Genomic DNA, 22,903 nt, shown 5'->3' with positions numbered 1-22,903 from the left:
TACTGCAAAGAATTGACTTACCGAAGCGCTGATACGTCGAGCTTGCAGGCTGTTTTAGCAATCACCTCTTCTTGTGTCACACCCGGTGCCAACTCGATGAGCTTAAGGCCTTGATCTGTGACATCGATCACACATAAATCCGTAATGATGCGATCTACGACTCCTACTCCTGTGAGGGGCAGAGTACAGGCTGGCAGAATCTTCATGTCTTCTGAGCCGTCTTTTTTCTTGGCAATATGCTCCATCAAGACAACGATACGTTTGACCCCTGCAACCAAGTCCATCGCACCGCCCATACCTTTAACCATCTTGCCTGGAATCATCCAATTGGCCAAATCCCCTTTTTCACTGACCTGCATGGCGCCCAAAATAGCAATATTAATTTTGCCGCCGCGGATCATGCCAAAGGAGTCAGCCGATGAAAAAATCGATGAGCCTGGCAAAGTCGTGACCGTTTGCTTACCCGCATTAATCAAGTCGGCATCGATTTGATCTTCGGTTGGAAATGGGCCGATACCCAAGAGACCATTTTCTGATTGCAACCAGACTTCCATATGGTCTGGCACATGATTGGCCACCAAGGTTGGCAAACCAATCCCTAAGTTCACATAGAATCCATCTTGTAATTCTAGAGCTGCGCGCGCAGCCATCTCATCACGTGTCCATGCCATCTTTAACTCCTTAAGCCTTCGTAGTGATAGTGCGCTGCTCAATGCGCTTCTCTGGATTTTTGTTCAGCACGATACGGTGCACGTAAATACCTGGGGTATGAATCTGATCTGGATCTAAGGCGCCGTTTTCGACAATCTCTTCGACTTCTACGATCGTCACTTTGCCGGCCATCGCACACATAGGATTGAAGTTCCGAGAAGTAAAGCGGTACACCAAATTACCTGATTTATCTGCCTTCCAAGCTTTGACGAGTGCGACATCCGCGACTAAAGAGCGCTCCATGACATATTTTTCGCCATCAAACTCGCGGATCTCTTTACCTTCTGCGACGATGGTACCCACCCCAGTCTTGGTAAAGAAGGCGGGAATGCCACAACCACCCGCTCTGAGCTTTTCTGCGAGCGTGCCTTGCGGCGTGAATTCCAACTCGAGTTCACCTGCCAAATATTGGCGCTCGAATTCTTTGTTTTCCCCGACATAAGAGGAAATCATCTTTTTGATTTGACGCGTCTCTAAAAGTTGACCCAAACCAAAGCCATCGACACCGGCGTTATTTGAAATTGCCGTCAGATTCTTTTTCCCACTATCACGCAAAGCGGCTATCAAAGCCTCTGGGATACCACATAGACCAAAACCACCGACTGCCAATGTCTGTCCATCTTGCACGACCCCGGCTAGGGCCTCTTGGGCAGATCCATACACCTTGTTCATGACGACTCCCTCGCTTGAGAAATGGCTTGAATGAGATCAGTTTTACCTTTAGATTGCTTCTTTTGGGCAAAAATGATGCACAACAGCAATTATTCTAGCCTTTTCCCTGAAACTGTCCTGACATTTACCTGTCAAGACTCGATTAAGATGGCGTTGTCACAAAAAAAACGGAGATAAATCGATGTCGACTACTGCAGCTCTAGTAGAACAATATGGCCCCCGCGAATCCATGGACTATGACGTCTTGATCGTCGGAGGTGGTCCTGCCGGTCTATCTGCAGCGATTCGCATCAAGCAACTCTGCGCTCAAAATCAGCAAGATATCTCCGTTTGCGTCCTAGAAAAAGGTTCTGAAGTCGGCGCGCATATTTTGTCTGGTGCCGTGATGGATCCGATTGCCATCACTGAGCTATTTCCCAACTGGAAAGAATTAGGTGCCCCATTAAATACAGCCGTGAACGAAGATCGCTTCATGTTCCTCACCGAGCAAAAAGCCATCACAACACCTAACTGGATGCTGCCTGAATGCTTCCAAAATCATGGCAACTATATTGTGAGCTTAGCGAATGTCACACGTTGGCTAGGTACTCAAGCTGAAAATCTCGGTGTAGAAATCTTCGCGGGCTTTCCGGCGGCTGAGATTCTCTATGGTGAAGAAGGCGAAGTCATAGGGGTTGCTACAGGCAATTTAGGGATTGGCAAAGATGGCCAACCCACAGAAAATTTTCAATTGGGTATGGAGTTGCGCGCCAAGTACACCCTCTTTGCTGAAGGTTCACGGGGCCACTTAGGCAAACAACTGATTGCTCGCTATCAACTAGATGAAGGCAAAGACCCACAAAGCTATGGCATTGGTTTGAAAGAATTATGGGAGATTGACCCTGCCAAACATCAAGAAGGTTTAGTCATCCACACCGCAGGCTGGCCTCTTGAGTCTGACACTTATGGCGGATCTTTTTTATATCACTTAGAAAACAATCAAGTGGCTGTTGGTTTTGTAGTCGGTTTGTCTTACAGCAATCCCTATCTAAGTCCTTTTGAAGAATTCCAACGTTATAAAACCCATCCGGCTATCCGCACCTTCTTTGAAGGTGGCAAACGCATTGCCTACGGTGCACGGGCCATTACCGCCGGCGGCCTCAATAGTCTTCCTAAGACCGTGTTCCCGGGCGGCGCACTGATTGGCTGTGATGCAGGTTATCTGAATGCGTCTCGCATTAAGGGTAGTCACGCAGCGATTAAAACTGGGATGCTCGCTGCCGAGGCCGCAGTGGCTGCCATTAGTACAGGTCGCACAGGCGATGAACTCACAGCTTACCCCGCGGCATTCAGAAAGAGCTGGCTACATACTGAATTGAAAAAAGCGCGTAACTTCAAACCATGGATGTCTAAAGGCCTGTATCTCGGCACCCTGATGGTGGGCATTGAACAAAAGCTTTTGGGCGGCAATGTACCTTGGACGATTCATAACACACATGCTGATCATGAATGTTTAAAACCTGCGGCCTTGTGTGAACCGATTACCTATCCTAAACCCGATGGCAAGATCTCATTTGATCGTTTGTCTTCAGTGTTTATTTCCAATACCAATCACGAAGAAAATCAACCGGCCCATTTGACTTTGAAAAATGATCAGGTACCTGTACTCACAAATATGGCGATCTTCGCGGGTCCGGAGCAGCGCTACTGTCCTGCAGGCGTGTATGAATATGTGAACGACGGAGATACTCAACGTTTACAAATCAATGCACAAAATTGTGTGCACTGTAAAACTTGTGACATCAAAGATCCCACGCAAAATATCGTTTGGGTGACGCCTGAAGGTACCGGTGGACCAAATTACTCAAATATGTAGACGTACCCGCTGCATACACCAGTAAGCAAGAGCACTACTGATCGCCGCCACCCCAAAAACGTGTGCGGCTCCTAAATGTTCCCACACATAGCCGGCGGCTATGCCACCTACCGTTCCACCGATACCATAGGATACTGTCGAGTAAAGTGCTTGACCTCTGGCTTGCAGCGGTCCATGAAACCAGATCTGTAACATTTTGATACTGGCACTATGGTGCACCCCAAATGTAACGGCATGCATCAATTGCGCAAATAACAAGACCCAAAATACGGGCCAGTAAGCGATCAAGGCAAAACGCAATGCGGCTACCAGGTACGCCGCGAGCAGTAACTGCCTGCTCGTAAAACGAGCAAAAAAGTGTTTTTGGTAATAGAAAAAGATGACCTCAGCCAAAACACCGAGCATCCAAAAAATTCCAATCACCGCTTTTGAATACCCCAAATGATCAAGGTAAAGAGAATAGAAAACATACAGGGCTGCATGAGCAAAGATCATCCAAAAATGAGAAGCCATGAACCACTGCACTTGGGTGTTCTTCAGCACGTGTGCAAAACGAATGACTTGCTGTAATGGCGCTTCGATCGGGGGTTCCCGTAAAGCCCATGTCAATACAGTCATGATCAAGAGTGCAACCACACCAAACCATGGCAAGCCTTCAATACCAAAGCGCTCAAACCAAGCTCCGGCACTCATGACCATGACAATAAAGCCCATCGAACCCCACAGTCTTAAGCGCCCATAACGTTCGTCAAAAGCATTCTCTTTTTGTAAAGCATGAACGGTTGCTGCCTCACCAAGTGGCATTAAGCTACTAATCACAATATTGAGAACAAACATCCAAATCAAAAAGGCAGCAAAACCTTCTAAGAAAAAGATAGCTGGAAATAAAAGCGTCGCCATGACCGCGGTGGTGCGCATAATCCCTAAACGGTCTCGACGCATATCTGCTAACCAACCCCAAAAAAATGGGCCAATCATGCGTGTCACCTGAAACATCGACATTAAGACAGCGATTTCAAAGGCTGTGAAATCCAAATGCGCAAAATAAAGGCTGGCATAGGGCGACATCAGCCCGATGTAACAGAAGTAAAAGAAGAAAAAAGCGGCGAAGGCCAGTCGAGTCGGACCGGTCATCGCCTATCTCGAGTGCTAAGGACGTTGCGCAGGAATGCGCGGGGTCGATACCTGAACATCAGCGCATTGAGCACGATGTCGTAAGTAATGATCCATCACCACCAAAGCCAACATCGCTTCAGCAATCGGGGTAGCACGAATACCTACGCAGGGATCATGTCGACCCTTGGTCTGCACCGTGGTGGGCTCACCGGCACGATTGATCGAGGCCTTGGGGCTCATGATTGATGAAGTGGGCTTGATGGCAATAGAGACCACCAAATCTTGGCCGGTACTGATGCCACCCAAGGTGCCACCCGCATGATTACTTGCAAACCCATCACGATGAAGTTCATCGCCATGCTCAGAACCTTTTTGCGCAACACTTGCAAAACCCGCCCCAATCTCCACACCTTTGACAGCGTTAATACCCATCATCGCGTGTGCAATGTCCGCATCCAACTTATCAAATATGGGATCGCCAAGACCAACTGGAACGCCAGTGGCAACCACCGTTAAACGTGCCCCACAAGAATCCCCTGCTTTACGCAATTGATCCATATAGGCCTCCAGTGCTGGAATCAGAGTTTTATTCGGTGCAAAAAATGGATTGTTCGCAATCTCAGTGCGACTTTCAAAAGGAATTGCCATTTCGCCTAAGGCACTCATATAGCCATAAAAATGAATGCCTTGTGTGGCTAACCATTTTTTAGCTATACCTGCAGCTGCAACTACGGGCGCTGTGAGACGCGCTGACGAGCGGCCACCACCACGAGGATCCCGAATGCCGTATTTGTGCCAATAGGTATAGTCCGCATGGCCTGGACGGAAGGTATCCAAAATATCACCGTAGTCTTGACTGCGCTGATCGGTATTACGAATCAATAAAGCAATGGGTGCACCGGTGGTTTTGCCCTCAAAAACACCAGACAGAATTTCCACTTGATCAGCTTCTTGGCGCTGCGTCACATGACGTGAAGTGCCAGGCTTGCGACGATCTAAATCGCCTTGCAAATCTTCTGCAGAAAGTTCCATACCGGGAGGACAACCGTCCACCACAGCGCCAATCGCAGGTCCATGAGATTCACCAAAGGTGGTGATACGAAATAAGTGTCCTAGTGTGCTTCCAGCCATAGGTGACATTATGTCATCGATTGCACTTGACCATTAAAAAAGGGCTTCTGCGAAGCCCTTTCTGATATTTAGTGTGCCTTATGACTTCGTTTCCTCAGTTGGCCAATCACGGATATAAGCTTTGAGCATGGTGTTCTCAAAACTTTGCGCCTCCACCACCGCTTTAGCCACATCGTAAAAAGAGATCACACCCATCAATGTCTTAGCATCCATCACGGGCAAATAACGAGCATGTTTTTCGAGCATCATGCGACGCACTTCGTCCAAGTCAGTTTCTGGGGTACAGGTTAAGGGGGCTTGATCCATGACGCTACGCACATGAACCGTCCCTACGGTGCCATGATTTTTCGCCAAGGTATTGATCACCTCGCGGAAAGTCAAAATACCGACGAGCTCTGCATACTCCATCACCACCAAAGAACCAATGTCTTTTTCAGCCATGATGTGCACAGCTGCAGACAGAGAGGTATCTGGAGATACCGTGAAAAGAGTATTTCCTTTGACACGTAAGATATCACTGACTTTCATAAGCACTCCTGGCGAACAAATATTGTTGTTATTGACTTCAGTCTATCAGTAGCGGGCAGGCTTTGCTAGACTTTTGACACTAGGGCAACTACCGTAGTGGTAAGTTCAACTGGCCCTCACCCCGGCTCCAGGCCCGCACAATCGGTAAATTGGCGACCAAGGTGGCGCCCGCCAAGGTCACCCACCAAGTCAAATAGATCCAAACCAAAAAGAGTGGCAAGATCGCAAAAGCACCATATACGGTTTTATACATGGGGAAATTAGAAATAAAGCTAGCAAAAGCAAACTTAGCCAATTCAAAGACGGTCGCTGCAAACACTGCACCCCACCACGCGTCTGCCCAAGGAATTTGCTCACGCGGCAAGATCTTATAAGCCAACATAAAACTTAGAATTGATAAGACCAATGGTAATAGTGCTGCGAGCAATTCCACACCATGACTCAGTGGCCCAATCAAGCCATGTCCTGCCGAGAGTAATAAAGAACTGAAATAGATACTACCAGCCAATAAGATCGGGCCGAAGATAGCTGCTAATAAATGCATGCCTAAACGTTTCATGAAAGGACGGCGCTCAGTCACGCCCCAAATACGATTAAAGGCATTTTCGACCGTCAGGAGGGTGAACAAAACACCGAGCAAGAGCCCTAAAGAACCCAAGACCGTGAGCCCTTTCGCTTTGAGTGCGAATTGATTGAGATACATCACGATGGGATCTCCAATCGCACCGGGGATTAAGTTATCCGATAACCAAGTTTGAAAGGACTGACGTAATTTTAAAAAGCGTGGCATTACCGCAAATAATGAAAATGCCAAAGTCACCATCGGGACTAAAGAGAGTGTGGTCGTAAAAGAGAGACTCGCTGCCAACTCATTGATATGACCGCCACGAGCACGAGCGCGCATATAGCGAAAAAAGTCTAACCAACGGTCTTTCTGAAGAATTATTGCCACGGCTCTATCATTACGAAATTACAGATTGCAATCATCGCACGGTTTATGAAAAACGTAACTATATTGGTTCTTTACTATTCGCGCCATGGCGCCACCCAAGCTTTAGCGGAATTAATTGCTGAAGGCGTGGAAAGCGTGCCCGGTGCCACTGCACGCCTACGCACAGTGCCGGCGGTCTCTACCGTTTGCGAAGCGACCGAGAGTGACATTCCTAGTTCTGGCCCCGCCTATGTGGAAGCCAGCGACTTAAAAGAATGTGCTGGCTTGGCCTTGGGCTCACCCACGCGTTTTGGCAATATGGCTGCTGCCATGAAGTACTTCCTGGATGGCACGAGTGCTGAATGGTTGGCGGGTGCGCTTGCGGGTAAACCAGCTTGCGTCTTTACGAGCACCGGTAGTTTGCACGGTGGTCAAGAATCCACGCTCTTGTCCATGATGCTGCCTCTGCTGCACCATGGCATGGTGATTGTGGGACTGCCCTACAGTCACCCAGAGCTCATGAATACGACTTCAGGAGGCACGCCCTACGGCGTGACCCATCATGCCAAGCCCGATGGTTCAGCGCCCATCAGTGCGGAAGAGAAAAAACTGGCTATCGCCCAAGGCAAACGTCTAGCTGAAATAGCGCTTCGCTTAGCTTAAATCATGATCTCAAGTTCTTTATCCCCATCACATGACCGCTGGCGTTTGATTGCCTGGTTCAGTTGGTTTGCGCTTTTGGTGCTATGTATTACCTGGGAGAGTGTTTTAGCCCCCATCAAACCGGGCGGATCGTGGGCAGTGATTAAAGCCCTACCCCTAGTTTTTGCACTCAAAGGGATTTGGCAAGGACGTAACTACACCATGCAATGGTCGAGCATGTTAGTCATGCTCTACTTCATTGAGGGGGTCGTTCGCATCGGCGATGCAGGCTTATCGAGCTACTTGGCGATGCTCGAAGTCTTTTTATCCATCCTCGCTTATCTAGCTCTCTTAGCTTATTTACGTCCCTTAAAAAAGGCGGCACGTGCTAAAAAAGCAGCAGAAGAGTCCTCAGCGAACCACACTCATTAAATCAACGTCAACGCACTATGAACGATACTCAATTTATCCAAGCACTACAGGCCATTGTCGGTCAGGACCAAGTCATCACAGAAGCCAGTGATTTAGAACCGTATTTGATTGATTGGCGCAAACGCTATCGCGGTACCGCTCTAGCCGCAGTTCGACCTGCCAATACCCATGAAGTCGCAGCCGTGGTGCAACTGTGTGCTCAGGAAAAAATCGCTTTGGTCCCGCAAGGGGGCAATACCGGCATGTGTGGTGGTGCCACACCGAATCCTCAAGGTCGTCAGATTGTGGTGTCATTGCAGCGCATGAATCGCGTGCGCGAGGTCGATACCGCGAACCAAACCATCACGGTCGAAGCAGGTTGTATCTTGCAAGCAGTGCAAGAAGCAGCTAGCGCAGCGGGTCGCTATTTCCCACTCAGCTTGGGCGCTGAAGGAAGTTGCAGTATTGGCGGCAACCTCTCTACCAATGCCGGCGGCACTTCGGTTCTACGCTATGGCAATGCGCGTGAATTATGTCTAGGCCTCGAAGTCGTGACGCCTCAAGGCCAGATCCTCAATAGTATTCGTGGCTTACGCAAAGACAATACGGGTTACGATCTGCGTGATTTATATATTGGTGCCGAAGGTACTCTTGGCATCATTACTGCCGCGGTTTTAAAACTATTTCCCATCCCTGTAGCGCAATGGACCGCCCTAGTGGCCGTGCCCAGCGCCGAGGGTGCTGTGGAGCTCTTAAGTCGTTTTCAGGCGGGTGCCTCAGCACAACTTACGGGCTTTGAAGTGATGTCACGCGAAGCCCTCGACCTTCTCAAACATTACTACCCTGCCCTAGCCAGTCCATTAGCAGCCGATAATGCTTATGAAGTGCTAGTAGAAATCTCTGATTATGAAAGCGCTGAACATGCGATGGCCTTGATGGAGAAAATTCTAGAAGGTGCTCTTGAATCAGGATGCGCGAGCGATGCGGCCATCGCTAGTAATCTGTCCCAAGCCAGAAAGTTTTGGGATATGCGTGAGCACATCCCTTTAGCGCAAGCCGATGATGGTCCGAATATCAAACACGATGTTTCTTTACCGATTTCGGCGATTCCTCAATTTGTCAGCACTTGTGATGAGATGCTGCGCCAACGCTATCCTGGCATTCGGATCATTAACTACGGACATTTAGGAGACGGTAATTTACATTACAACGTCGCTGGGCCAAGCGCTAGCGAAACTGAGAGTTTCTTTGTCAATCGCCAAAAAGAAATTCAGGCATTGGTCTACGCTGAAGTAGAAAAATACTCAGGCTCTATCTCTGCCGAACATGGCGTGGGTCAACAAAAAGTCGGCTATCTCCCCGACCACCGTGGCGCTGTTGCTTTTAGTGTGATGCAGTCGATCAAGCGCGCACTCGACCCAGATAACCTGATGAACCCGGGCAAAGTGATTGCTCTGTAGTCCTTGATAGTCTGTCAATATAAAAGCCACCTTGCGGTGGCTTTTTTGCGACTATTGACTGTCTTGTTTCTGTCCTATTACTGTCCTCTTGCTGTTTATGGCTTCGTTGCCTTCAGCATACAGTTGGAGAGCTCTGCAAAGTAGTCCAGGGCTTGCTCAGTGGGCTCAATGAATTTCTTACGCCCATCCGCCTCGATCGTGTAAGTAATCATGTTCTTATCACGCAAGAGCTTTAGACGAGAGTGCAAAGTCGCTGGCGAACCAATCGACTTCAGAGCAATCGCATCACTGACCAAGAGACGGCGCCCATGACGCCATTCGATACTGATATGGTTCAACAATTCTGTCTCTGTCGCGTCTAGTTTCGGAAACACAGATAGCTGATCGACGGATCGAACCAGATTCAGAAAGCGAAAATAGACAGATTGCAGGTCTTTGTTTTTTGTCATCCTTAGCCTAAGAGCATATTAATTTTTGTAAGCTTTTGTCAGTATAGCCCATTCAATCACATCATGATTTTTATAAAGCATTTAAAAATGAGCTTATTTGTCGTTAATTGCATGTAACTTGATGTCGGCAATATTAAATTTTCGTGAATCGCCGTATTTCTCTTGTTTTGCCGGGATGGATTCGTAAAACTGCGTGCTCAGAGAGAAATGAAAGGGATCACTCGATGAATTACGAAGCAGCAGTCAAACAACTACAAGAGACTGGCTCCATGAGTTTGATGGATTTCAAAGAAATGTCTTATGAAGACTTAGAAGACTTATTGGAAGAAATCAAGAAATGGGCTCTATACGCAAACGGCAACGCCGACAAATTAGAGAAAAAGAAAAAGAAGAAGAAAAAGAAGAAATAAAAACCCAGTCTAGCAAAGCCTTGATGAGTTGAAGACCTGCATTTGCAGGCCTTCTTCCTTCAAAAAGCGCGAGTCATATCGAGTTCTTGCCATTTGCCTTTTTGAGAATCTCATGCAACTGATCCTTGATCAAGAGCTTTTCTTTCTTTAAAACCTCAATCTCCTCATGGCTTCCTGATTCAATACGGGCCTCCATATTTTTTATTTTCTGATCTAGCGCATTATGTTTGTCAAACAAATGAAGAAAGTGCCGATCTTTTGTTTTGAGCTGAGAAATTAAGTCACGATACTCTGGAAACATGGTCGTCCTCCTTGTGGTCCATAGTTTCATCATACGCCGACCTCTATGAATTGAAATCCATATCCGCTAAGGATTTGATATGTATCAAAGCGTGATGTGGAATCAGGGTTTTCGGTCTTTCAGCAAACTTCGTAAAAGCTCGCTATCCTGTACTGATGAAAAAGCTTTGTTGTTTATTACTATTCTGTGTAGCTCCAGCTTTTGCTGAGCTGCCCTCGGGTTTACGCAATCTCGCCCCCGAACTGCGTCTTCAGGGTGAAGGGCGTATGACCTACTTCGGTTTTGAACTCTACGATGCTCGCTTGTATCAACACGCCAAAAAACCTGGCGAGGTCTTTGCTCTAGATATTCAATATCTGCGTAACTTTAAGGGCCAAGCTTTAGCTGAGAGAACGATAACCGAAATGAAACAATTGAACATCCCTGCAAAACAACGCGAAGCATGGGGTGAGGAGTTATTGAAAATTTTCCCCGATATTCAACCGGGACAAACTTTGACCGCCATACACATTCCATCACAGGGCACTATTTTTTTACATAACCAACAAAAAATTGCTCAGATTCCTGGCTCCGACTTTGCAAAAGCATTTTTTGGTATTTGGTTAGATCCCCGTACGAGCGCTCCACAGCTACGTAACAAACTGATTGCTAATGGCTGCGCTCCCGCGCTAATTGGCCCTGCCTGTTGATCATGATGAAGGATTTTATGAATAAGCTATCGAGGTTTTTAAAAAGTGTTTTACTCCTGGGTGGGGTGACTTTTTTACTAGGCTGTGCGGGCCCACAGGTCACTCGTTACGCACAAGAAAAACCCAGCCTCGATTTAGCCGAGTATTTCAATGGCACGATCGATGCGTATGGCATCTTTACCAATCGCAGTGGCGAAGTGGTGAAACGTTTCAAAGTAGTCATCGATGCCCAGTGGACCGTTCAGAATGGCAAAAAAGTGGGGGTACTCGACGAACGCTTCACCTACTCAGACGGCACGACCCAAAGACGTGTTTGGACTCTGACTGAAGTCGCCCCACAACGCTATGAAGGCACGGCCGATGACGTGATTGGCAAAGCTGCTGGTACTGTTTCTGGTAATGCCCTCAATTGGACCTATACCCTAGCCTTACCCGTCGATGGACGTATCTTTCATGTGCAGTTTGATGACTGGATGTACTTAATGGATAACAAAGTCATGCTCAATCGCGCGGCAATGAGTAAATTCGGCATTTATCTTGGCGAAGTGACATTAAGCTTTTATAAACGCTAGTTATGCGCTTATTGATCAATCTGCTTCTTTTTCAAGTGAGCTGGTTTGCCTGTATCTTAGGGGCAGCGCATGGCTATCGATGGTTAGGGCCCGCAGTGGTATGCGCTTCTATCGCACTCCATCTTTTAACGCAAATCCCCCCATCAGAGCGGCGTACAGAAATAGCACTCTTGCTACGCACCACCATCTTGGGATTGTTTATTGAGACTGCTCTGATTCAAACGCAATGGATCAGTTACACCGGTATCACTCCTCCGTATCCACCGCTTTGGTTAATCGCTCTATGGCCCGCCTTTGCTATGACCTTGCGTCATTCACTAGCTTGGCTACAAGGACGCTCGATACTGGCGATTCTTTTGGGCGCTGTGGCTGGACCACTATCGTATATGGCTGGCGCGCAACTTGGGGCAGCAACGCTCGCGCATCCTCTAGCAGCCACGATTTATTTAGCAATTGCTTGGGCAATCACCATGCCACTCTTAGCGCGCTGGAGTAGCAAAGAGCTCAAGGCTTAAGTCTCTTTATGACCTGCCCATTGTGAAATCGCTTCTGGAATATGTTCGCGATTACCCACGAATAATTTCCAATTCAAAATTTGCGTACAGAGCTCTTCCAAATCGTCATAGTCCATCTTCGCAATCGCTGATAGCTGTATTTCACCGGACTCGACTAATTTCATTAGTAGCTCATGATTGCTAGTGCCACGCCCCATGATGCCCTCCCAAAATAACATTTGTTTTAGATGCTTTTTGGGTAATCCTAGATGATTTCCTAGCTCTTATCTACCTAGCGGATCACTTAGCCTCAGGACTGATTTAGCTTGCCCAAGACAAATTGAAAATAGGCTTCGACATTAGCCTAGGAATTGGCTTTTATGCTTTTTTGTTCACGACAAACTCTTGAAGCATCAGGGAAAATATTTATCGAGACGCAGCAATAAATAGGCCTACGATACTCATAATCCCGACTAACCAACTCAGGCTTCTCGCTCCTGCCCAATTGGCCGCATAACAGATGATGTAACTGATACGCGCCAGAATATAAACCGTGCAACATAGACTGACGATGGCTAGTGGTGCCTGTTGTACTGTGGCCACTAATACGGCTGCCGCATAAAAAGGAAAGGACTCAAAACTATTCGCTTGAGCCGCATTGCCCCGGGCTCGAAAACCGGTCTGCTGCGCCAACCACTCCCGTGGATGATGATTATCGAATCGTATAAAACCCCATTTAGCGATCGCTGTACCCGCATAAGGCAATAAACCTGCGACCAAAATGCTCCATAAAGGCCAAGTCATTTTGTACTCCAAATTATTGATTTATATTGGTATTGTGCCAGTATGCATAAAAAAATGGGGTTTGCAGCTCTTTTTTGTCAACGCGTATCGTGTAAATGCGTTTTGGGCATGAGTAGACAAAAGAAAGGAACGATCCATGCGTTATGGATTTAACCAACTCAGTGATGATGAATTTATCGCTTTATGCAAGGCCTATAACAAAAGCAAAGGCCTGTATATCGTAGGCAAGATCCGGGAAATCCCCCCGATGCTAGTGGCTTTTGATCGCTGGCGCAAAGGGCTCAGCTACGTGGCCGCCATGGCATAAGCCATGTGTTCTTGAAGTATTCTGAATAACAAAGCTCCCGAGGGAGCTTTTTTATTGGCATTTTCCCGCTTATTCTGATTTATGCCTTTGGCGCATCAGAAATATAGCGTCCCCAGTCAAATACAGAATTCGCTAAAGGTTTGACCTTTCTGGCTACTCGCTGACTCATAGATCTAGCCTTGGCAGGATGAGCTTCTGTATGAGTGGCTTGACGACGGCGCGCCAGTTTTTCAGCTTGTTGCTCAACGGTTTCTTCAGCCACTTCAAGAAGTGGGCTGTCAGGCACTAGGCTGTCCAAATAAATACCTTGGAGGTAGTCTTGCATACGGTTCTCGAGCTCTTGCCAAATCGTATCTGTCGGGCTTTGCTCTTTATTGCTAGTATGGTTTTTATCGACCGCACGCACGACTGCCGCAATACTAATTTCTTTAGCCGGCTTACTCAGTAGATAACCACCACCCGGGCCACGATAACTTTCCACAATACCCGCGCTCTTCAAACGCGCGAACAATTGTTCTATGTAAGACAGGGATATGTTTTGACGCTTAGAAATATTATTCAAGTTCACCGGGTAGATGTCCTTGGAATGCACCGCTAAGTCCACCAGGGCAATAATTGCATATCGACTTTGTGTTGCGATTCTCATACTACGTCTCCTACTCTAAAAACCCCATCTGGGGCGATCTGGCTTCACAGGCCAGGCCATAACCACAACGTGACTGTACCCTTTGCTTAATTCATAAAAAAGTAGATAATTTATTAATATAATTTCGTAAAAAACTGAATATGAGCGTCTCCTATAACTATCGTCACCTCTACTATTTTTGGGTCGTCGCCAAAGAAGGCAGCATGTCTAAGGCCGCCGATCGCCTCAATATGGCGGTTCAGACAATCAGTGTGCAGGTTCATGAATTAGAGAAAGATTTAGGGCAACTGCTCTTTAAACCGGTCGGGCGCGGTCTGGGTCTCACCGAAGCGGGCCAAGCAGCCCTGAAATTAGCGGATCAAATTTTCTCCCTCGGTGAACAGTTGCCAGCCATGGTCAAAGATGCTGCAAGTAATACGCGCATGAAACTCACGATTGGGGTCTCCGATGGTCTACCCAAACTGATTACTCGCACGCTAATTGAGAGCGTTTTATCTGAAAAGAATTTACAGCTCATTTGTCACGAAGGCGAGTTTGACGACCTCGTCGCAGATCTTGCACTGCACCGTTTAGATTTAGTGCTCGCTGACCGGAGCGCGCCCGAAAATAAAAACTTGAATCTGTATAGCAAAGAATTAGGCTCTTCCCCCATCGCTTGGTATGCTAGCCCCACACTAGCTAAACAATCTGCGCGAGCCTTTCCCCACTGTTTAGCTGACTTACCGATTCTGCTACCCACACATCACGCCTCATCCCGTTTACCGATTGATGCCTGGCTAGATCAACAGCGTATCACGCCCAATCTTGCCGGTGAATTTGAAGATAGCGCTTTATTAGTCACCTTCGGCTCTAGTGGCATGGGTGTCTTCCCTGCTGCACAGCGCCTCGCCAAGGAATTAAAGAATAATTACGGCTTGGAGCAAATCGGCGTCTCTGAATCGATTCGCGAGTATTTCTTTGCTTTACGGACCGAGAAAAAAGTCCATCACCCACTTATCCAAAAAATTCTGGGGCAGACCCTACTGCAGTAAGTGATTTTTTTCCGTAGTCCCGTGATGGTCATGACAATGACATATGAATTTGCTATTGTGGGTTCATACATCGAGGAGACAGCGATGAATGAAGCTAGAAAACCGATAGAGCAGGATCAGACAGAACCATTGAAAATGATGACTGATACTGAGTCAGTGAATGTGGCAAAAATCAAAGAGGCTTTGGTGAAGTACCAACGACCTACAAATACCTATATCGACCCCAAAGACGAAGCCAACGAAACCGTGTGGGATAACTGACTCTCACCCAAGGGGTTTAGGGTGAAACCCTGATTTTTACCCAATATCCAAAAAATCAGGGTTTGCACTCTGTCTTTTTTCATTACAAATTCAATAGGCTTTGTTACACTTTTTTTGCCTATAAAAATACCAGGAGACAAATTATGTGGCGTTCAACATGGCGTAGCGCAGGTGCGCTTCTATGCCTTATCGCGACACTCAGTTTTTCAGCACACGCACAGTTGTTTGGTAACAGCTATGGTGACGATAAATACACCCCCAGGATGGGCCAAGATGGCAAAGACGTGATCTGGATTCCAACCGGCAATGACTTGGTACGCAATATGCTCGAAATGGCCAAAGTAGGCTCGAGTGATTTAGTGTATGACTTAGGAGCAGGCGATGGCAAGATTGCGATCGCCGCTGCACGTGAATTTGGCGCTACCTCGGTTGGCATTGAGTTCAATGGTGAAATGGCAGCACTTGCCAAACGTAATGCAGAACGTGCGGGTGTCGGTAAGCGAGTGCAAATTATTCATGGCGACATCTTCAAAGAAGACTTCTCCCAAGCCAGCGTAGTGACTATGTATCTATTGCCAGAATTGAATCTCAAGCTACGCCCCACACTTTTGAAGATGAAGCCCGGCACTCGCTTAGTCTCGCACGCCTTTGATATGGGAGATTGGGAACCCGATCAAACGATTCGTGAGCCAGGTACTGCTTACTTATGGATTGTGCCTGCAGAGGTGGGAGGTTACTGGCAACTCGACCGAGTTGACGGTGAGAAAGCACGCTTGTACTTAGTGCAACGCTATCAAAAAGTGGGCGGCACACTCATGATCGGAAAACGTAACTTGCCACTCATGAATCCTCACTTAGAAGGCAATCAACTGACTTTCTCTTTCATTGATCGCAAGCAAGTCTATAGGACGGTGCAACTCATTATCAAAGATGGCAATGCCAAGGGTGAAGAAAAAGGCCATGGCATCCTCAATGAAGTCACTGGTCGTCGCGTTAACTAAGAACTATCATTTTGAGCGCTAGTCCGCAACGCTTACTGAGTCAGACAGGAGCGATCGCCATTATTGTGGGGATCGTGATTGGCGCTGGGATTTTCAAAACCCCGGCGATCGTCGCCGGCCTGACCCAAGATCTCGGTTGGACCTTGCTGCTATGGCTAGGCGGCGCTCTGCTCTCGATTGCTGGTGCCTTGTGCTATGCAGAACTAGCCAGCGCCTTCCCACATGCAGGTGGTGATTATCATTTTTTACGTAAAGCCTTTGGTCGCTATATTGCTTTTTTATATGGCTGGGCCAAAGCAACGGTGATTAATACCGGCTCTATCGCACTACTGGCCTTCGTGTTTGGTGATTACATGAGCCAAGTGATTCATCTTGGCAAGTACTCTTCGGTCATCTGGGCCATCGCTATCGTTTTATCTTTGACCTTGATTAATTTGAGTGGTATCCAATCTTCTGCACGTACTCAGACTGTACTCACCACCTTGGAGGTGAGTGGACTGATTGCGATTGTTCTAGCAGCGCTCTATCTACTCAGCCAAGGTCAAACTTCTGGTTTGACACAAGCTCCTTGGTTCGAAAAAGATGTGCCTCTCGGTCTACTCGGCTTGGGTATGGTCTTCGTCTTGTTAACCTTTGGCGGCTGGAATGAATCCGCCTACATCAGTGCCGAACTCAAAGGTGGGCCACGCATGACCGTGCGTGTGATTACGATCAGTCTAATCATCATCACCTTGATTTATTTATGCGTGAACTTGGCTTTGATTTCTGGCTTGGGTCTTGATGGCTTAGCCAAGAGTAAAGCCGCCCCCGCACAACTCCTTGAACAGGTGCTCGGCCCTTGGGGACAAAAACTATTGGGTATCTTTGTAGCTATTGCTGCACTGACGAGCATCAACGCCACCATGATCGTGGGTGCACGCAGCAACTACGCCATGGGGGCTGATTGGCCAAGCCTGTCTTTTTTGAGCCATTGGCAACCCGCAAAAGGCTCGCCTAAGACTGCGTATCAAATTCAGGCGGGCTTCGCTTTAGCATTGATTGGCTTTGGCGCACTACAGCATGATGGCTTTGAAGCTATGGTGGAATTTACCGCTCCGGTTTTCTGGAGCTTTTTAGCTTTAGTCGGTCTGGCGGTGTTTCGCTTGCGCCTAGAAAAGGTAGAACGTCCGTTTAGAGTGCCCCTCTATCCCATCACCCCACTTCTATTTTGCGGCTCTTGCGCATATTTGAGCTACTCAAGCTTTAGTTATGCCGCTAGCAAACAGGCCGTAGGTATTTCATTAGGCGTGATGGCTGCGGGCATCCTAGCCATGTTGGCTTTACGACTTCACGAATACTGGCGCTCTAAACCTGCATCTTAACGAGCTCATAACGGAAGTGATCCTCGTATTGAGCGTCCAATAAACGCTGCCCAGAGCGGCGGAATTCTCCGCGTGTTTCTCGCATCACCCAACGACTGATCTCTGGCACAAACCAATAATCGTCATAACGCGTAGTACTAATGCGCGTGAAGTCATAATGGTCCAAGCGATAAAAGCGCTGTAGATGTAGGCTCGTGAATGTCCCGGCTGCGACCTGAATTTTCTCCCAAGCAATCACTCGTAACTGAGTCTGTATCCAAAACGTGTACGAAAAATCAGGGATACGATACCGGGTGTTCAAAATAGTTCCGCGACCAGGCTCTAAGCTTTGCGGCCACACAGTGAGGGCTTGATCATAAATTTGTACAAAATCCCAATACGGGTCCTGTAAGAGTCCACCCGTGCGCGTTTGAATCTCTGGGGCCAATACTTGCCCTGCCGAAGATCGCTCTAAGATAATTTGCTGGTCTGTGATGCGTGCAAGCTCATCTATTTCTCGAACGACTTCACCATTAAAACCATTGCGTTGCACATGGCGCCATGATTGCCCAACAGTGATGGGCCTTAATTGTGGGAGCCTCTGTAAGCCAAGCAGTTTCTCTGTTTGCACAGGCGGTAAAGCGCGTATGCCGCAGGCGCTCGTCAAAAATGGCAAAGCAGCTAAATAAAAAAGAGTTTGGCGACGTGAATAAGACATGATGGTATTTTTATAGCGTATCTCATCAATCACTGCAAGACACATCACTTGCCAAAAAGTGTCACAATACTTTCTTTAACTCAGCTTCAAAAAATGCACCCCACTATCAATGAGTCCCTGCACTATGCCATGACTAGCCTAGAGGTACTAGCGGTTTTGGCCTTTGCCTGCTCTGGGTTGATTGCCGGCTTGCGTAAGCAATTAGATTTGGTCGGTATCTGCATGGTCAGCGGAGCTACTGCCTTCGGTGGTGGCACCTTACGCGATATCCTCTTAGACCGTCGTCCATTTTTTTGGATGGAAAATGCTTATTGGTTGTGGATCATCCTATTTTTGTGTGTGATCGCTACCATCTTCATGAAGCGTCGTCATGTGGAGTTCACTGAACGGGCGATTCAAGTTCCTGATGCGATTGGTCTGGGCTTGTTTAGTGTAGTCGGTGCACAAATGGCGCTGGATTTAGGCATGCCTATCATCGTGACTCTGCTGATGGCGGTACTCTCAGCCATTTTTGGCGGAGTCTTGCGCGACATGATTTGTAATGAGATACCAAAGGCTTTCTCAGATCATCAGCCCTATGCCATCTTTGCTTTTTTGGGTAGCGCCTTGCTGATTATTTTGCAAAGCATAGGATGGAGTGAATGGCTCTCACTCAGTCTGTGCGCCCTCTTAATTGCATTACTGAGAATCGTAGCGGTTTACCAGCGCTGGGAATTACCTCGCTGGCAAGGCTAATTATTTTTCGACAAAGGCGCGCTCAATCACATAGTCACCCAAGACACCTAGACTCGGTGACTGCTTAAAGCCACGCGCATCTAACATCTCACTGGTTTCTTTTAACATCGAAGGACTGCCACAAATCATGGCGCGATCTACTGCCGGATCCAAAGGAGGTAGACCAATGTCTTTAAATAATTGGCCTGACTCAATGGCGGTTGTCAGTCGGCCGGTATGTTTAAATGCCTCGCGCGTGACGGTGGGGTAATAGATCAACTGCTTTTGCACCATCTCGCCTAAATACTCATCCTGCGGGAGTTCATTTTTGATGTAGTCTTCGTAAGCTAACTCACTGACTAAACGCACGCCGTGGATCAAGACGACTTTTTCAAATTTCTCATAAGTCTCAGGGTCACGAATGATGCTCATGAATGGCGCCAAGCCAGTACCGGTTGAGAATAAATAAAGGTGCTGGCCAGGATTGAGATCATCAATCACTAAAGTACCCACTGACTTTTCACTCACGAGCACCTCATCACCGACTTGAATTTTTTGTAAGCGCGATGTGAGAGGACCGTTTTCTACTTTAATACTGAGAAACTCTAAATGCTCCATGTAGTTCGGGCTAGCCACGCTATAGGCGCGTACCAATGGCTTACCTTCGACTTCCAAACCAATCATCAAGAAATGACCATTACGAAAGCGCAAGCCCTGAGAGCGAGTTGTCGTAAAGCTAAATAGGGTCTCATTCCAATGATGGACAGATAAGACAGTTTCTTTGTTATACGTTGCCATAGAGCTATATCCAGTGTTTTATCAGTGACTCGTTCAGATCGATGCTGTCACAAAGACCCTTATTTTAGCGTGACTACAGTCATTTATTAATGGAACATCGCCCAAAGCTACATAAATATTGAGCTAGCTCAAGGGTCTAGGCTTACTTCCAACAGAAGGTCGATGTCCAGGAGGACTACAAAATGTGTCTAAGAGCAATTTTTAGAAAATCTGTTTAGACTAGGTCTATGTCAGTCAGTACGCAAACGATTCCACTTTTCCCTCTGGGTACCACTTTGTACCCCGATGGCTTACTCGATTTAAAAATCTTTGAAGTCCGCTATCTCGATATGATCAAAGAGTGTGTGCGCGATAACACACCTTTTGGTGTAGTGACGATCAACCAAGGCTCAGAAGTAAGGCAACCTAATGAGCAGCTCTCACTGATGTCTTTTGGTACTCTGGCGCATATTGCAGAATTCGAAGCCGTGCAACCGAGCCTCTTTTTTATTCGTTGTCAAGGCGGCCAACGTTTTCGCCTCGATCAATATAGCCAAGAAAAAAATGGTTTATGGATAGGCGAAGTGGAACTCATGCCAGACGATAAGTCCTGCGATATCCCAGAACATGTACAAGATATGGCCCAACGCCTTGGAGAAATTATTGTCGGTTTAAAGGGGCGCGGCTTGAGTGAGGCACAAATCCCATTTGCTAGCCCCTACCTGCTTGATGATTGCGCTTGGGTTGCCAATCGTTGGTGTGAAATCATGCCCATTTCTGCGGCACAGAAAAATCATCTCTTGAGTATTGACCACCCTTTGATCCGTCTCGAACTCGTTAAAGAGTTGCTCGAACAACTCGAGCAAGGTGATACGCCGCTGAACTAAGCTTGTGCAAGCGGCAAACGCACAATGACTTGCACACCTGATTGATAGGACTTGTCACGAATATAAATTTGGCCCCCATGTTGCAAGACAATCTCTTTGACAATCGCCAGACCTAAACCACTACCAGAAGAGCCACCCCCCAAAACACGGTAATAAGGATCAAAGACCTTTTCTTTTTGGCTATCTGCAATCGGTGGGCCATCATTGGCCACAATCAGTTCTAAATATTGCTCGTCAACACGCGCTAAAGAAATATCAATCACGCTATCTTTTTCACCGTAGACCACTGCGTTATCGATCAGATTTTGTAAAAGTCTTTCTAACTGATCGGTATCACCCATCACCAAGACATCAGGTTCTAGCTTGAGTTGCAAACGATGATTCAGCTGCAAAACAGACTGATGCGTATCTAAATAGTTTCTCAGCAAACTTTCTAAATCAATTAAGTCTTTACGCTCTAACTCAACACCTCGACTCACACGACTAAAGGCCAATAATTGTTGAGCTAAACGAGTCGTGCGCCGCAAGCCCTTGAGTGCCTCAGCCAATGATTTCTGACGATCAATATCGTTTTGTGCATGAATAGCGTTCTCAACGTGAATTTTGAGCGCGGCAATTGGAGTGCGAATTTCATGGGCCGCGGCATCTATGAAGCGCTTTTCTTGTTTGACCGAATCCTGAACGCGTACCAAGAGATGATTCAACTCATCGACTACAGGCTTCAGCTCATCAGGCAATGCCTCTAGCTGGATGGGCTTCATAGAACTGGGATCACGCTTGGCAATACTCTCTGCTAAGTGAGAGATAGGCTTTAAATTAATTAAAGCAATCATATTGACCACAATCAAGAGAATTAATGCGCCAATACTGAGTGGCGTGAGAATAGACAGCCCCAGATCGCGGGACATCTCATCGCGCACATCATGTTTTTCTGCTGCTAAAACCCAGACCTGCCCGGACTGTAAAGCAAAAACGTGCCAGAGCTCATCATCTAGTCGATGGTCTTGAAAACCGGCTTGCAATGGTCCCAGTGCTTTATTGGGGGCTGATGCGGAACGCGCTAGTAAGACACCATCTTGGTGCCAAACCTGAAAGGCAATCTTACTTTCATAGGAATGCCCTACCTTTTGCGAAAAATGCTCATCGGTAATTTCAAGCTCATCAGGTAAGGCAATAATGATGGGTGAAGTAATGGTCGCTTTTTCTAACTGACGGGCAACTAGGGCTTCTAGTACTCTTGCCGAGGTTGCTAGTCGCGCACTGAATATTTCCTCTGATTCGTGATCAGTGACCAAATAAGCTGCATAACCCATGACACTCAAAATCAAGGCCATGGCGATAAAAATGCCATAGACCAGCCGTTGGCGAATCGAAAATGGCATTAATTCACCTGGCCAATGCGATAACCGACACCGCGCACTGTTTTAATAATATCCGGTGATATTTTTTTTCTGAGGCTATGCACATGGACATCGATGGTATTACTCTCCACGCCATCACTCCAGCCATAGAGTGTCTCTTCTAATTGACCACGCGAGAAAACTTGATGAGGATTCTCAGCCAGCTTGCGCAAGAGCGCGAATTCGCGGCGGGGTAATTCAATAGGCACGCCACCCCAAGTAATGGTCAAGGCTCCGAGATTCAGAATTAAACGACCTAACTCCAATTGCTGATTTTTCATAGAGCCATGGCGACGCTCTAAGACGCGGATGCGTGCGAGTAATTCATCTAACTCAAAGGGCTTGGTGAGATAGTCATCGGCTCCCAGATCCAAGCCTTCAATACGGTCGCGCGTTGCATCACGCGCTGACAGAATCAAAACGGGGGTGAGATTACGACGACTGCGTAACTCTTTGAGCACTTCTGTGCCATCAATGAGCGGCAAACCAAGATCGAGTATGACGAGGTCATAAGTATTTTTGGCTAGACTAGCCAATGCCGCTACGCCGTCTTTTTCATGGGTCACTTGATGAAGACCGCGCGTTAATGCCGCGTGCAAACCCGAAGCCAATAACTCGTCATCTTCAACCAATAAGATTTTCATC

General features: G+C 47.3%; 30 protein-coding genes. 15 read left to right on the top strand and 15 right to left on the bottom strand.

Annotated features, from left to right (window positions below; translation table 11 throughout):
• Positions 1 to 17: 17 nt before the first annotated feature.
• Together ICE94_RS07135 and ICE94_RS07130 are read right to left on the bottom strand one after the other, a co-directional pair.
• Positions 18 to 671: a CoA transferase subunit B gene (locus ICE94_RS07135; RefSeq protein ID WP_216150300.1), complete on the bottom strand. Its 654-nt coding sequence runs from the start codon at positions 669 to 671 to the stop codon at positions 18 to 20.
• A gap of 10 nt (positions 672 to 681) precedes the next feature.
• The gene (locus ICE94_RS07130; RefSeq protein ID WP_216150298.1) at positions 682 to 1,383 is read right to left on the bottom strand and encodes a CoA transferase subunit A; all 702 of its coding nucleotides are present in this window, start codon (positions 1,381 to 1,383) and stop codon (positions 682 to 684) included.
• A gap of 181 nt (positions 1,384 to 1,564) precedes the next feature.
• On the opposite strand from ICE94_RS07130, the gene ICE94_RS07125 reads away from it, so the two are divergent.
• On the top strand, positions 1,565 to 3,238 hold the full coding sequence (locus ICE94_RS07125) for an electron transfer flavoprotein-ubiquinone oxidoreductase (RefSeq protein WP_216150290.1): 1,674 nt from the start codon (positions 1,565 to 1,567) through the stop codon (positions 3,236 to 3,238).
• Here the strand turns inward: ICE94_RS07125 and ICE94_RS07120 are convergent.
• From ICE94_RS07120 to ICE94_RS07105, 4 genes are all read right to left on the bottom strand, one after another.
• Positions 3,227 to 4,372, bottom strand: a complete 1,146-nt coding sequence (locus tag ICE94_RS07120) for an MFS transporter (protein ID WP_216150289.1) — start codon at positions 4,370 to 4,372, stop codon at positions 3,227 to 3,229. The genes ICE94_RS07125 and ICE94_RS07120 overlap by 12 nt on opposite strands.
• A 15-nt stretch (positions 4,373 to 4,387) precedes the next feature.
• Positions 4,388 to 5,485, bottom strand: a complete 1,098-nt coding sequence (aroC, locus tag ICE94_RS07115) for a chorismate synthase (RefSeq protein WP_216150287.1) — start codon at positions 5,483 to 5,485, stop codon at positions 4,388 to 4,390.
• Positions 5,486 to 5,563: 78 nt separating this feature from the next.
• Entirely contained in the window at positions 5,564 to 6,013 is a 450-nt protein-coding gene (locus tag ICE94_RS07110; RefSeq protein ID WP_216150285.1) for a CBS domain-containing protein, read from the bottom strand.
• A gap of 88 nt (positions 6,014 to 6,101) precedes the next feature.
• Positions 6,102 to 6,965, bottom strand: a complete 864-nt coding sequence (locus ICE94_RS07105; protein WP_216150276.1) for a YhjD/YihY/BrkB family envelope integrity protein — start codon at positions 6,963 to 6,965, stop codon at positions 6,102 to 6,104.
• A gap of 45 nt (positions 6,966 to 7,010) precedes the next feature.
• Between ICE94_RS07105 and wrbA the strand changes: the two genes are divergently transcribed.
• The 3 genes from wrbA to ICE94_RS07090 are packed head-to-tail and all read left to right on the top strand — an operon-like array spanning position 7,011 to position 9,457.
• Positions 7,011 to 7,607 carry an NAD(P)H:quinone oxidoreductase gene (gene wrbA, locus ICE94_RS07100; RefSeq protein WP_216150267.1) on the top strand — a complete coding sequence of 199 codons (597 nt, stop codon included), beginning with the start codon at positions 7,011 to 7,013 and terminating at the stop codon, positions 7,605 to 7,607.
• A 3-nt stretch (positions 7,608 to 7,610) separates the two neighbouring features.
• Entirely contained in the window at positions 7,611 to 8,018 is a 408-nt protein-coding gene (locus ICE94_RS07095; RefSeq protein WP_216859833.1) for a DUF2069 domain-containing protein, read from the top strand.
• 17 nt (positions 8,019 to 8,035) lie between these two features.
• Positions 8,036 to 9,457 carry an FAD-binding oxidoreductase gene (locus ICE94_RS07090; protein WP_216150265.1) on the top strand — a complete coding sequence of 474 codons (1,422 nt, stop codon included), beginning with the start codon at positions 8,036 to 8,038 and terminating at the stop codon, positions 9,455 to 9,457.
• Between the two features lie 95 nt (positions 9,458 to 9,552).
• Here ICE94_RS07090 and ICE94_RS07085 read toward each other — a convergent pair whose 3' ends face one another.
• A complete protein-coding gene (locus ICE94_RS07085; protein ID WP_216150263.1) occupies positions 9,553 to 9,906 on the bottom strand; it encodes a hypothetical protein in 354 nt (117 codons plus the stop codon).
• Positions 9,907 to 10,130: 224 nt separating this feature from the next.
• Between ICE94_RS07085 and ICE94_RS07080 the strand changes: the two genes are divergently transcribed.
• On the top strand, positions 10,131 to 10,316 hold the full coding sequence (locus tag ICE94_RS07080) for a hypothetical protein (protein WP_216150261.1): 186 nt from the start codon (positions 10,131 to 10,133) through the stop codon (positions 10,314 to 10,316).
• 73 nt (positions 10,317 to 10,389) lie between these two features.
• Here ICE94_RS07080 and ICE94_RS07075 read toward each other — a convergent pair whose 3' ends face one another.
• Positions 10,390 to 10,617 carry a YdcH family protein gene (locus tag ICE94_RS07075; RefSeq protein WP_216150259.1) on the bottom strand — a complete coding sequence of 76 codons (228 nt, stop codon included), beginning with the start codon at positions 10,615 to 10,617 and terminating at the stop codon, positions 10,390 to 10,392.
• Positions 10,618 to 10,772: 155 nt separating this feature from the next.
• Between ICE94_RS07075 and ICE94_RS07070 the strand changes: the two genes are divergently transcribed.
• Genes ICE94_RS07070 through ICE94_RS07060 form a run of 3 tightly spaced genes read left to right on the top strand, consistent with a single transcriptional unit; the run spans position 10,773 to position 12,393 of the window.
• Positions 10,773 to 11,306: a chalcone isomerase family protein gene (locus ICE94_RS07070; protein ID WP_216150257.1), complete on the top strand. Its 534-nt coding sequence runs from the start codon at positions 10,773 to 10,775 to the stop codon at positions 11,304 to 11,306.
• 17 nt (positions 11,307 to 11,323) lie between these two features.
• The gene (locus ICE94_RS07065) at positions 11,324 to 11,878 is read left to right on the top strand and encodes a DUF3833 domain-containing protein (RefSeq protein ID WP_216150255.1); all 555 of its coding nucleotides are present in this window, start codon (positions 11,324 to 11,326) and stop codon (positions 11,876 to 11,878) included.
• 2 nt (positions 11,879 to 11,880) lie between these two features.
• On the top strand, positions 11,881 to 12,393 hold the full coding sequence (locus ICE94_RS07060) for a DUF2878 domain-containing protein (RefSeq protein WP_216150253.1): 513 nt from the start codon (positions 11,881 to 11,883) through the stop codon (positions 12,391 to 12,393).
• Here the strand turns inward: ICE94_RS07060 and ICE94_RS07055 are convergent.
• Together ICE94_RS07055 and ICE94_RS07050 are read right to left on the bottom strand one after the other, a co-directional pair.
• Complete coding sequence (locus ICE94_RS07055) at positions 12,390 to 12,611, bottom strand: hypothetical protein (RefSeq protein WP_216150251.1); 222 nt, start codon at positions 12,609 to 12,611, stop codon at positions 12,390 to 12,392. The genes ICE94_RS07060 and ICE94_RS07055 overlap by 4 nt on opposite strands.
• A gap of 187 nt (positions 12,612 to 12,798) precedes the next feature.
• Positions 12,799 to 13,176 carry an MAPEG family protein gene (locus ICE94_RS07050; RefSeq protein ID WP_216150249.1) on the bottom strand — a complete coding sequence of 126 codons (378 nt, stop codon included), beginning with the start codon at positions 13,174 to 13,176 and terminating at the stop codon, positions 12,799 to 12,801.
• A 136-nt stretch (positions 13,177 to 13,312) separates the two neighbouring features.
• Here ICE94_RS07050 and ICE94_RS07045 point away from each other — a divergent pair, with 136 nt between their 5' ends.
• A complete protein-coding gene (locus tag ICE94_RS07045; RefSeq protein ID WP_216150241.1) occupies positions 13,313 to 13,483 on the top strand; it encodes a hypothetical protein in 171 nt (56 codons plus the stop codon).
• Positions 13,484 to 13,562: 79 nt separating this feature from the next.
• Here ICE94_RS07045 and ICE94_RS07040 read toward each other — a convergent pair whose 3' ends face one another.
• Positions 13,563 to 14,129, bottom strand: coding sequence for an Rrf2 family transcriptional regulator (locus ICE94_RS07040; RefSeq protein WP_216150238.1), 567 nt, complete (start codon positions 14,127 to 14,129; stop codon positions 13,563 to 13,565).
• Positions 14,130 to 14,269: 140 nt separating this feature from the next.
• On the opposite strand from ICE94_RS07040, the gene ICE94_RS07035 reads away from it, so the two are divergent.
• The 4 genes from ICE94_RS07035 (at position 14,270) to ICE94_RS07020 (ending at position 17,783) form a co-directional block, all read left to right on the top strand.
• Positions 14,270 to 15,160 carry a LysR family transcriptional regulator gene (locus ICE94_RS07035; RefSeq protein WP_216150236.1) on the top strand — a complete coding sequence of 297 codons (891 nt, stop codon included), beginning with the start codon at positions 14,270 to 14,272 and terminating at the stop codon, positions 15,158 to 15,160.
• 30 nt (positions 15,161 to 15,190) lie between these two features.
• Positions 15,191 to 15,421 (top strand): hypothetical protein, encoded by a 231-nt coding sequence (locus tag ICE94_RS07030; protein WP_216150234.1) that lies wholly within the window; start codon positions 15,191 to 15,193, stop codon positions 15,419 to 15,421.
• 143 nt (positions 15,422 to 15,564) lie between these two features.
• Entirely contained in the window at positions 15,565 to 16,422 is an 858-nt protein-coding gene (locus tag ICE94_RS07025) for a class I SAM-dependent methyltransferase (protein WP_255539103.1), read from the top strand.
• A gap of 11 nt (positions 16,423 to 16,433) precedes the next feature.
• Positions 16,434 to 17,783, top strand: coding sequence for an APC family permease (locus tag ICE94_RS07020; protein ID WP_216859832.1), 1,350 nt, complete (start codon positions 16,434 to 16,436; stop codon positions 17,781 to 17,783).
• Here the strand turns inward: ICE94_RS07020 and ICE94_RS07015 are convergent.
• Complete coding sequence (locus tag ICE94_RS07015; protein WP_216150232.1) at positions 17,767 to 18,480, bottom strand: hypothetical protein; 714 nt, start codon at positions 18,478 to 18,480, stop codon at positions 17,767 to 17,769. The genes ICE94_RS07020 and ICE94_RS07015 overlap by 17 nt on opposite strands.
• Before the next feature lie 129 nt (positions 18,481 to 18,609).
• Between ICE94_RS07015 and ICE94_RS07010 the strand changes: the two genes are divergently transcribed.
• Complete coding sequence (locus ICE94_RS07010; RefSeq protein ID WP_255539102.1) at positions 18,610 to 19,215, top strand: trimeric intracellular cation channel family protein; 606 nt, start codon at positions 18,610 to 18,612, stop codon at positions 19,213 to 19,215.
• Here ICE94_RS07010 and ICE94_RS07005 read toward each other — a convergent pair whose 3' ends face one another.
• Positions 19,216 to 19,992 carry a ferredoxin--NADP reductase gene (locus tag ICE94_RS07005; protein WP_216150229.1) on the bottom strand — a complete coding sequence of 259 codons (777 nt, stop codon included), beginning with the start codon at positions 19,990 to 19,992 and terminating at the stop codon, positions 19,216 to 19,218.
• Positions 19,993 to 20,219: 227 nt separating this feature from the next.
• On the opposite strand from ICE94_RS07005, the gene ICE94_RS07000 reads away from it, so the two are divergent.
• Positions 20,220 to 20,858, top strand: a complete 639-nt coding sequence (locus ICE94_RS07000) for an LON peptidase substrate-binding domain-containing protein (RefSeq protein WP_216150227.1) — start codon at positions 20,220 to 20,222, stop codon at positions 20,856 to 20,858.
• On the opposite strand, the gene ICE94_RS06995 is transcribed toward ICE94_RS07000, so the two are convergent.
• Together ICE94_RS06995 and ICE94_RS06990 are read right to left on the bottom strand one after the other, a co-directional pair.
• Positions 20,855 to 22,240 (bottom strand): ATP-binding protein, encoded by a 1,386-nt coding sequence (locus tag ICE94_RS06995; RefSeq protein ID WP_216150224.1) that lies wholly within the window; start codon positions 22,238 to 22,240, stop codon positions 20,855 to 20,857. The genes ICE94_RS07000 and ICE94_RS06995 overlap by 4 nt on opposite strands.
• Entirely contained in the window at positions 22,240 to 22,902 is a 663-nt protein-coding gene (locus tag ICE94_RS06990; RefSeq protein ID WP_216150222.1) for a response regulator transcription factor, read from the bottom strand. The genes ICE94_RS06995 and ICE94_RS06990 overlap by 1 nt, the downstream gene beginning before the upstream one ends.
• Position 22,903: the final 1 nt, after the last annotated feature.

The organism is Polynucleobacter sp. MWH-Loch1C5, from assembly GCF_018881775.1.
Classification (GTDB): Bacteria; Pseudomonadota; Gammaproteobacteria; order Burkholderiales; family Burkholderiaceae; genus Polynucleobacter.
This window is presented reverse-complemented; position numbering and strand designations above follow the sequence as displayed.

Bases quoted from the DNA above. Each gene is read 5' to 3' on its own strand.
- ICE94_RS07030 (WP_216150234.1), top strand. From the start codon at position 15,191: ATGACAATGACATATGAATTTGCTATTGTGGGTTCATACATCGAGGAG.
- ICE94_RS07070 (WP_216150257.1), top strand. From the start codon at position 10,773: ATGAAAAAGCTTTGTTGTTTATTACTATTCTGTGTAGCTCCAGCTTTT.
- ICE94_RS07025 (WP_255539103.1), top strand. From the start codon at position 15,565: ATGTGGCGTTCAACATGGCGTAGCGCAGGTGCGCTTCTATGCCTTATC.
- ICE94_RS07055 (WP_216150251.1), bottom strand. From the start codon at position 12,611: ATGTTATTTTGGGAGGGCATCATGGGGCGTGGCACTAGCAATCATGAG.
- ICE94_RS07085 (WP_216150263.1), bottom strand. From the start codon at position 9,906: ATGACAAAAAACAAAGACCTGCAATCTGTCTATTTTCGCTTTCTGAAT.
- ICE94_RS07040 (WP_216150238.1), bottom strand. From the start codon at position 14,129: ATGAGAATCGCAACACAAAGTCGATATGCAATTATTGCCCTGGTGGAC.
- ICE94_RS07045 (WP_216150241.1), top strand. From the start codon at position 13,313: ATGCGTTATGGATTTAACCAACTCAGTGATGATGAATTTATCGCTTTA.
- ICE94_RS07010 (WP_255539102.1), top strand. From the start codon at position 18,610: ATGACTAGCCTAGAGGTACTAGCGGTTTTGGCCTTTGCCTGCTCTGGG.
- ICE94_RS07125 (WP_216150290.1), top strand. From the start codon at position 1,565: ATGTCGACTACTGCAGCTCTAGTAGAACAATATGGCCCCCGCGAATCC.
- ICE94_RS07135 (WP_216150300.1), bottom strand. From the start codon at position 671: ATGGCATGGACACGTGATGAGATGGCTGCGCGCGCAGCTCTAGAATTA.
- ICE94_RS07060 (WP_216150253.1), top strand. From the start codon at position 11,881: ATGCGCTTATTGATCAATCTGCTTCTTTTTCAAGTGAGCTGGTTTGCC.
- ICE94_RS07065 (WP_216150255.1), top strand. From the start codon at position 11,324: ATGAATAAGCTATCGAGGTTTTTAAAAAGTGTTTTACTCCTGGGTGGG.
- ICE94_RS07050 (WP_216150249.1), bottom strand. From the start codon at position 13,176: ATGACTTGGCCTTTATGGAGCATTTTGGTCGCAGGTTTATTGCCTTAT.
- ICE94_RS07005 (WP_216150229.1), bottom strand. From the start codon at position 19,992: ATGGCAACGTATAACAAAGAAACTGTCTTATCTGTCCATCATTGGAAT.
- ICE94_RS07000 (WP_216150227.1), top strand. From the start codon at position 20,220: ATGTCAGTCAGTACGCAAACGATTCCACTTTTCCCTCTGGGTACCACT.
- ICE94_RS07090 (WP_216150265.1), top strand. From the start codon at position 8,036: ATGAACGATACTCAATTTATCCAAGCACTACAGGCCATTGTCGGTCAG.
- ICE94_RS06995 (WP_216150224.1), bottom strand. From the start codon at position 22,240: ATGCCATTTTCGATTCGCCAACGGCTGGTCTATGGCATTTTTATCGCC.
- ICE94_RS07130 (WP_216150298.1), bottom strand. From the start codon at position 1,383: ATGAACAAGGTGTATGGATCTGCCCAAGAGGCCCTAGCCGGGGTCGTG.
- ICE94_RS07075 (WP_216150259.1), bottom strand. From the start codon at position 10,617: ATGTTTCCAGAGTATCGTGACTTAATTTCTCAGCTCAAAACAAAAGAT.
- ICE94_RS07095 (WP_216859833.1), top strand. From the start codon at position 7,611: ATGATCTCAAGTTCTTTATCCCCATCACATGACCGCTGGCGTTTGATT.
- aroC (WP_216150287.1), bottom strand. From the start codon at position 5,485: ATGGCTGGAAGCACACTAGGACACTTATTTCGTATCACCACCTTTGGT.
- ICE94_RS07080 (WP_216150261.1), top strand. From the start codon at position 10,131: ATGAATTACGAAGCAGCAGTCAAACAACTACAAGAGACTGGCTCCATG.
- ICE94_RS06990 (WP_216150222.1), bottom strand. From the start codon at position 22,902: ATGAAAATCTTATTGGTTGAAGATGACGAGTTATTGGCTTCGGGTTTG.
- ICE94_RS07110 (WP_216150285.1), bottom strand. From the start codon at position 6,013: ATGAAAGTCAGTGATATCTTACGTGTCAAAGGAAATACTCTTTTCACG.
- ICE94_RS07035 (WP_216150236.1), top strand. From the start codon at position 14,270: ATGAGCGTCTCCTATAACTATCGTCACCTCTACTATTTTTGGGTCGTC.
- ICE94_RS07015 (WP_216150232.1), bottom strand. From the start codon at position 18,480: ATGTCTTATTCACGTCGCCAAACTCTTTTTTATTTAGCTGCTTTGCCA.
- ICE94_RS07120 (WP_216150289.1), bottom strand. From the start codon at position 4,372: ATGACCGGTCCGACTCGACTGGCCTTCGCCGCTTTTTTCTTCTTTTAC.
- wrbA (WP_216150267.1), top strand. From the start codon at position 7,011: ATGAAAAACGTAACTATATTGGTTCTTTACTATTCGCGCCATGGCGCC.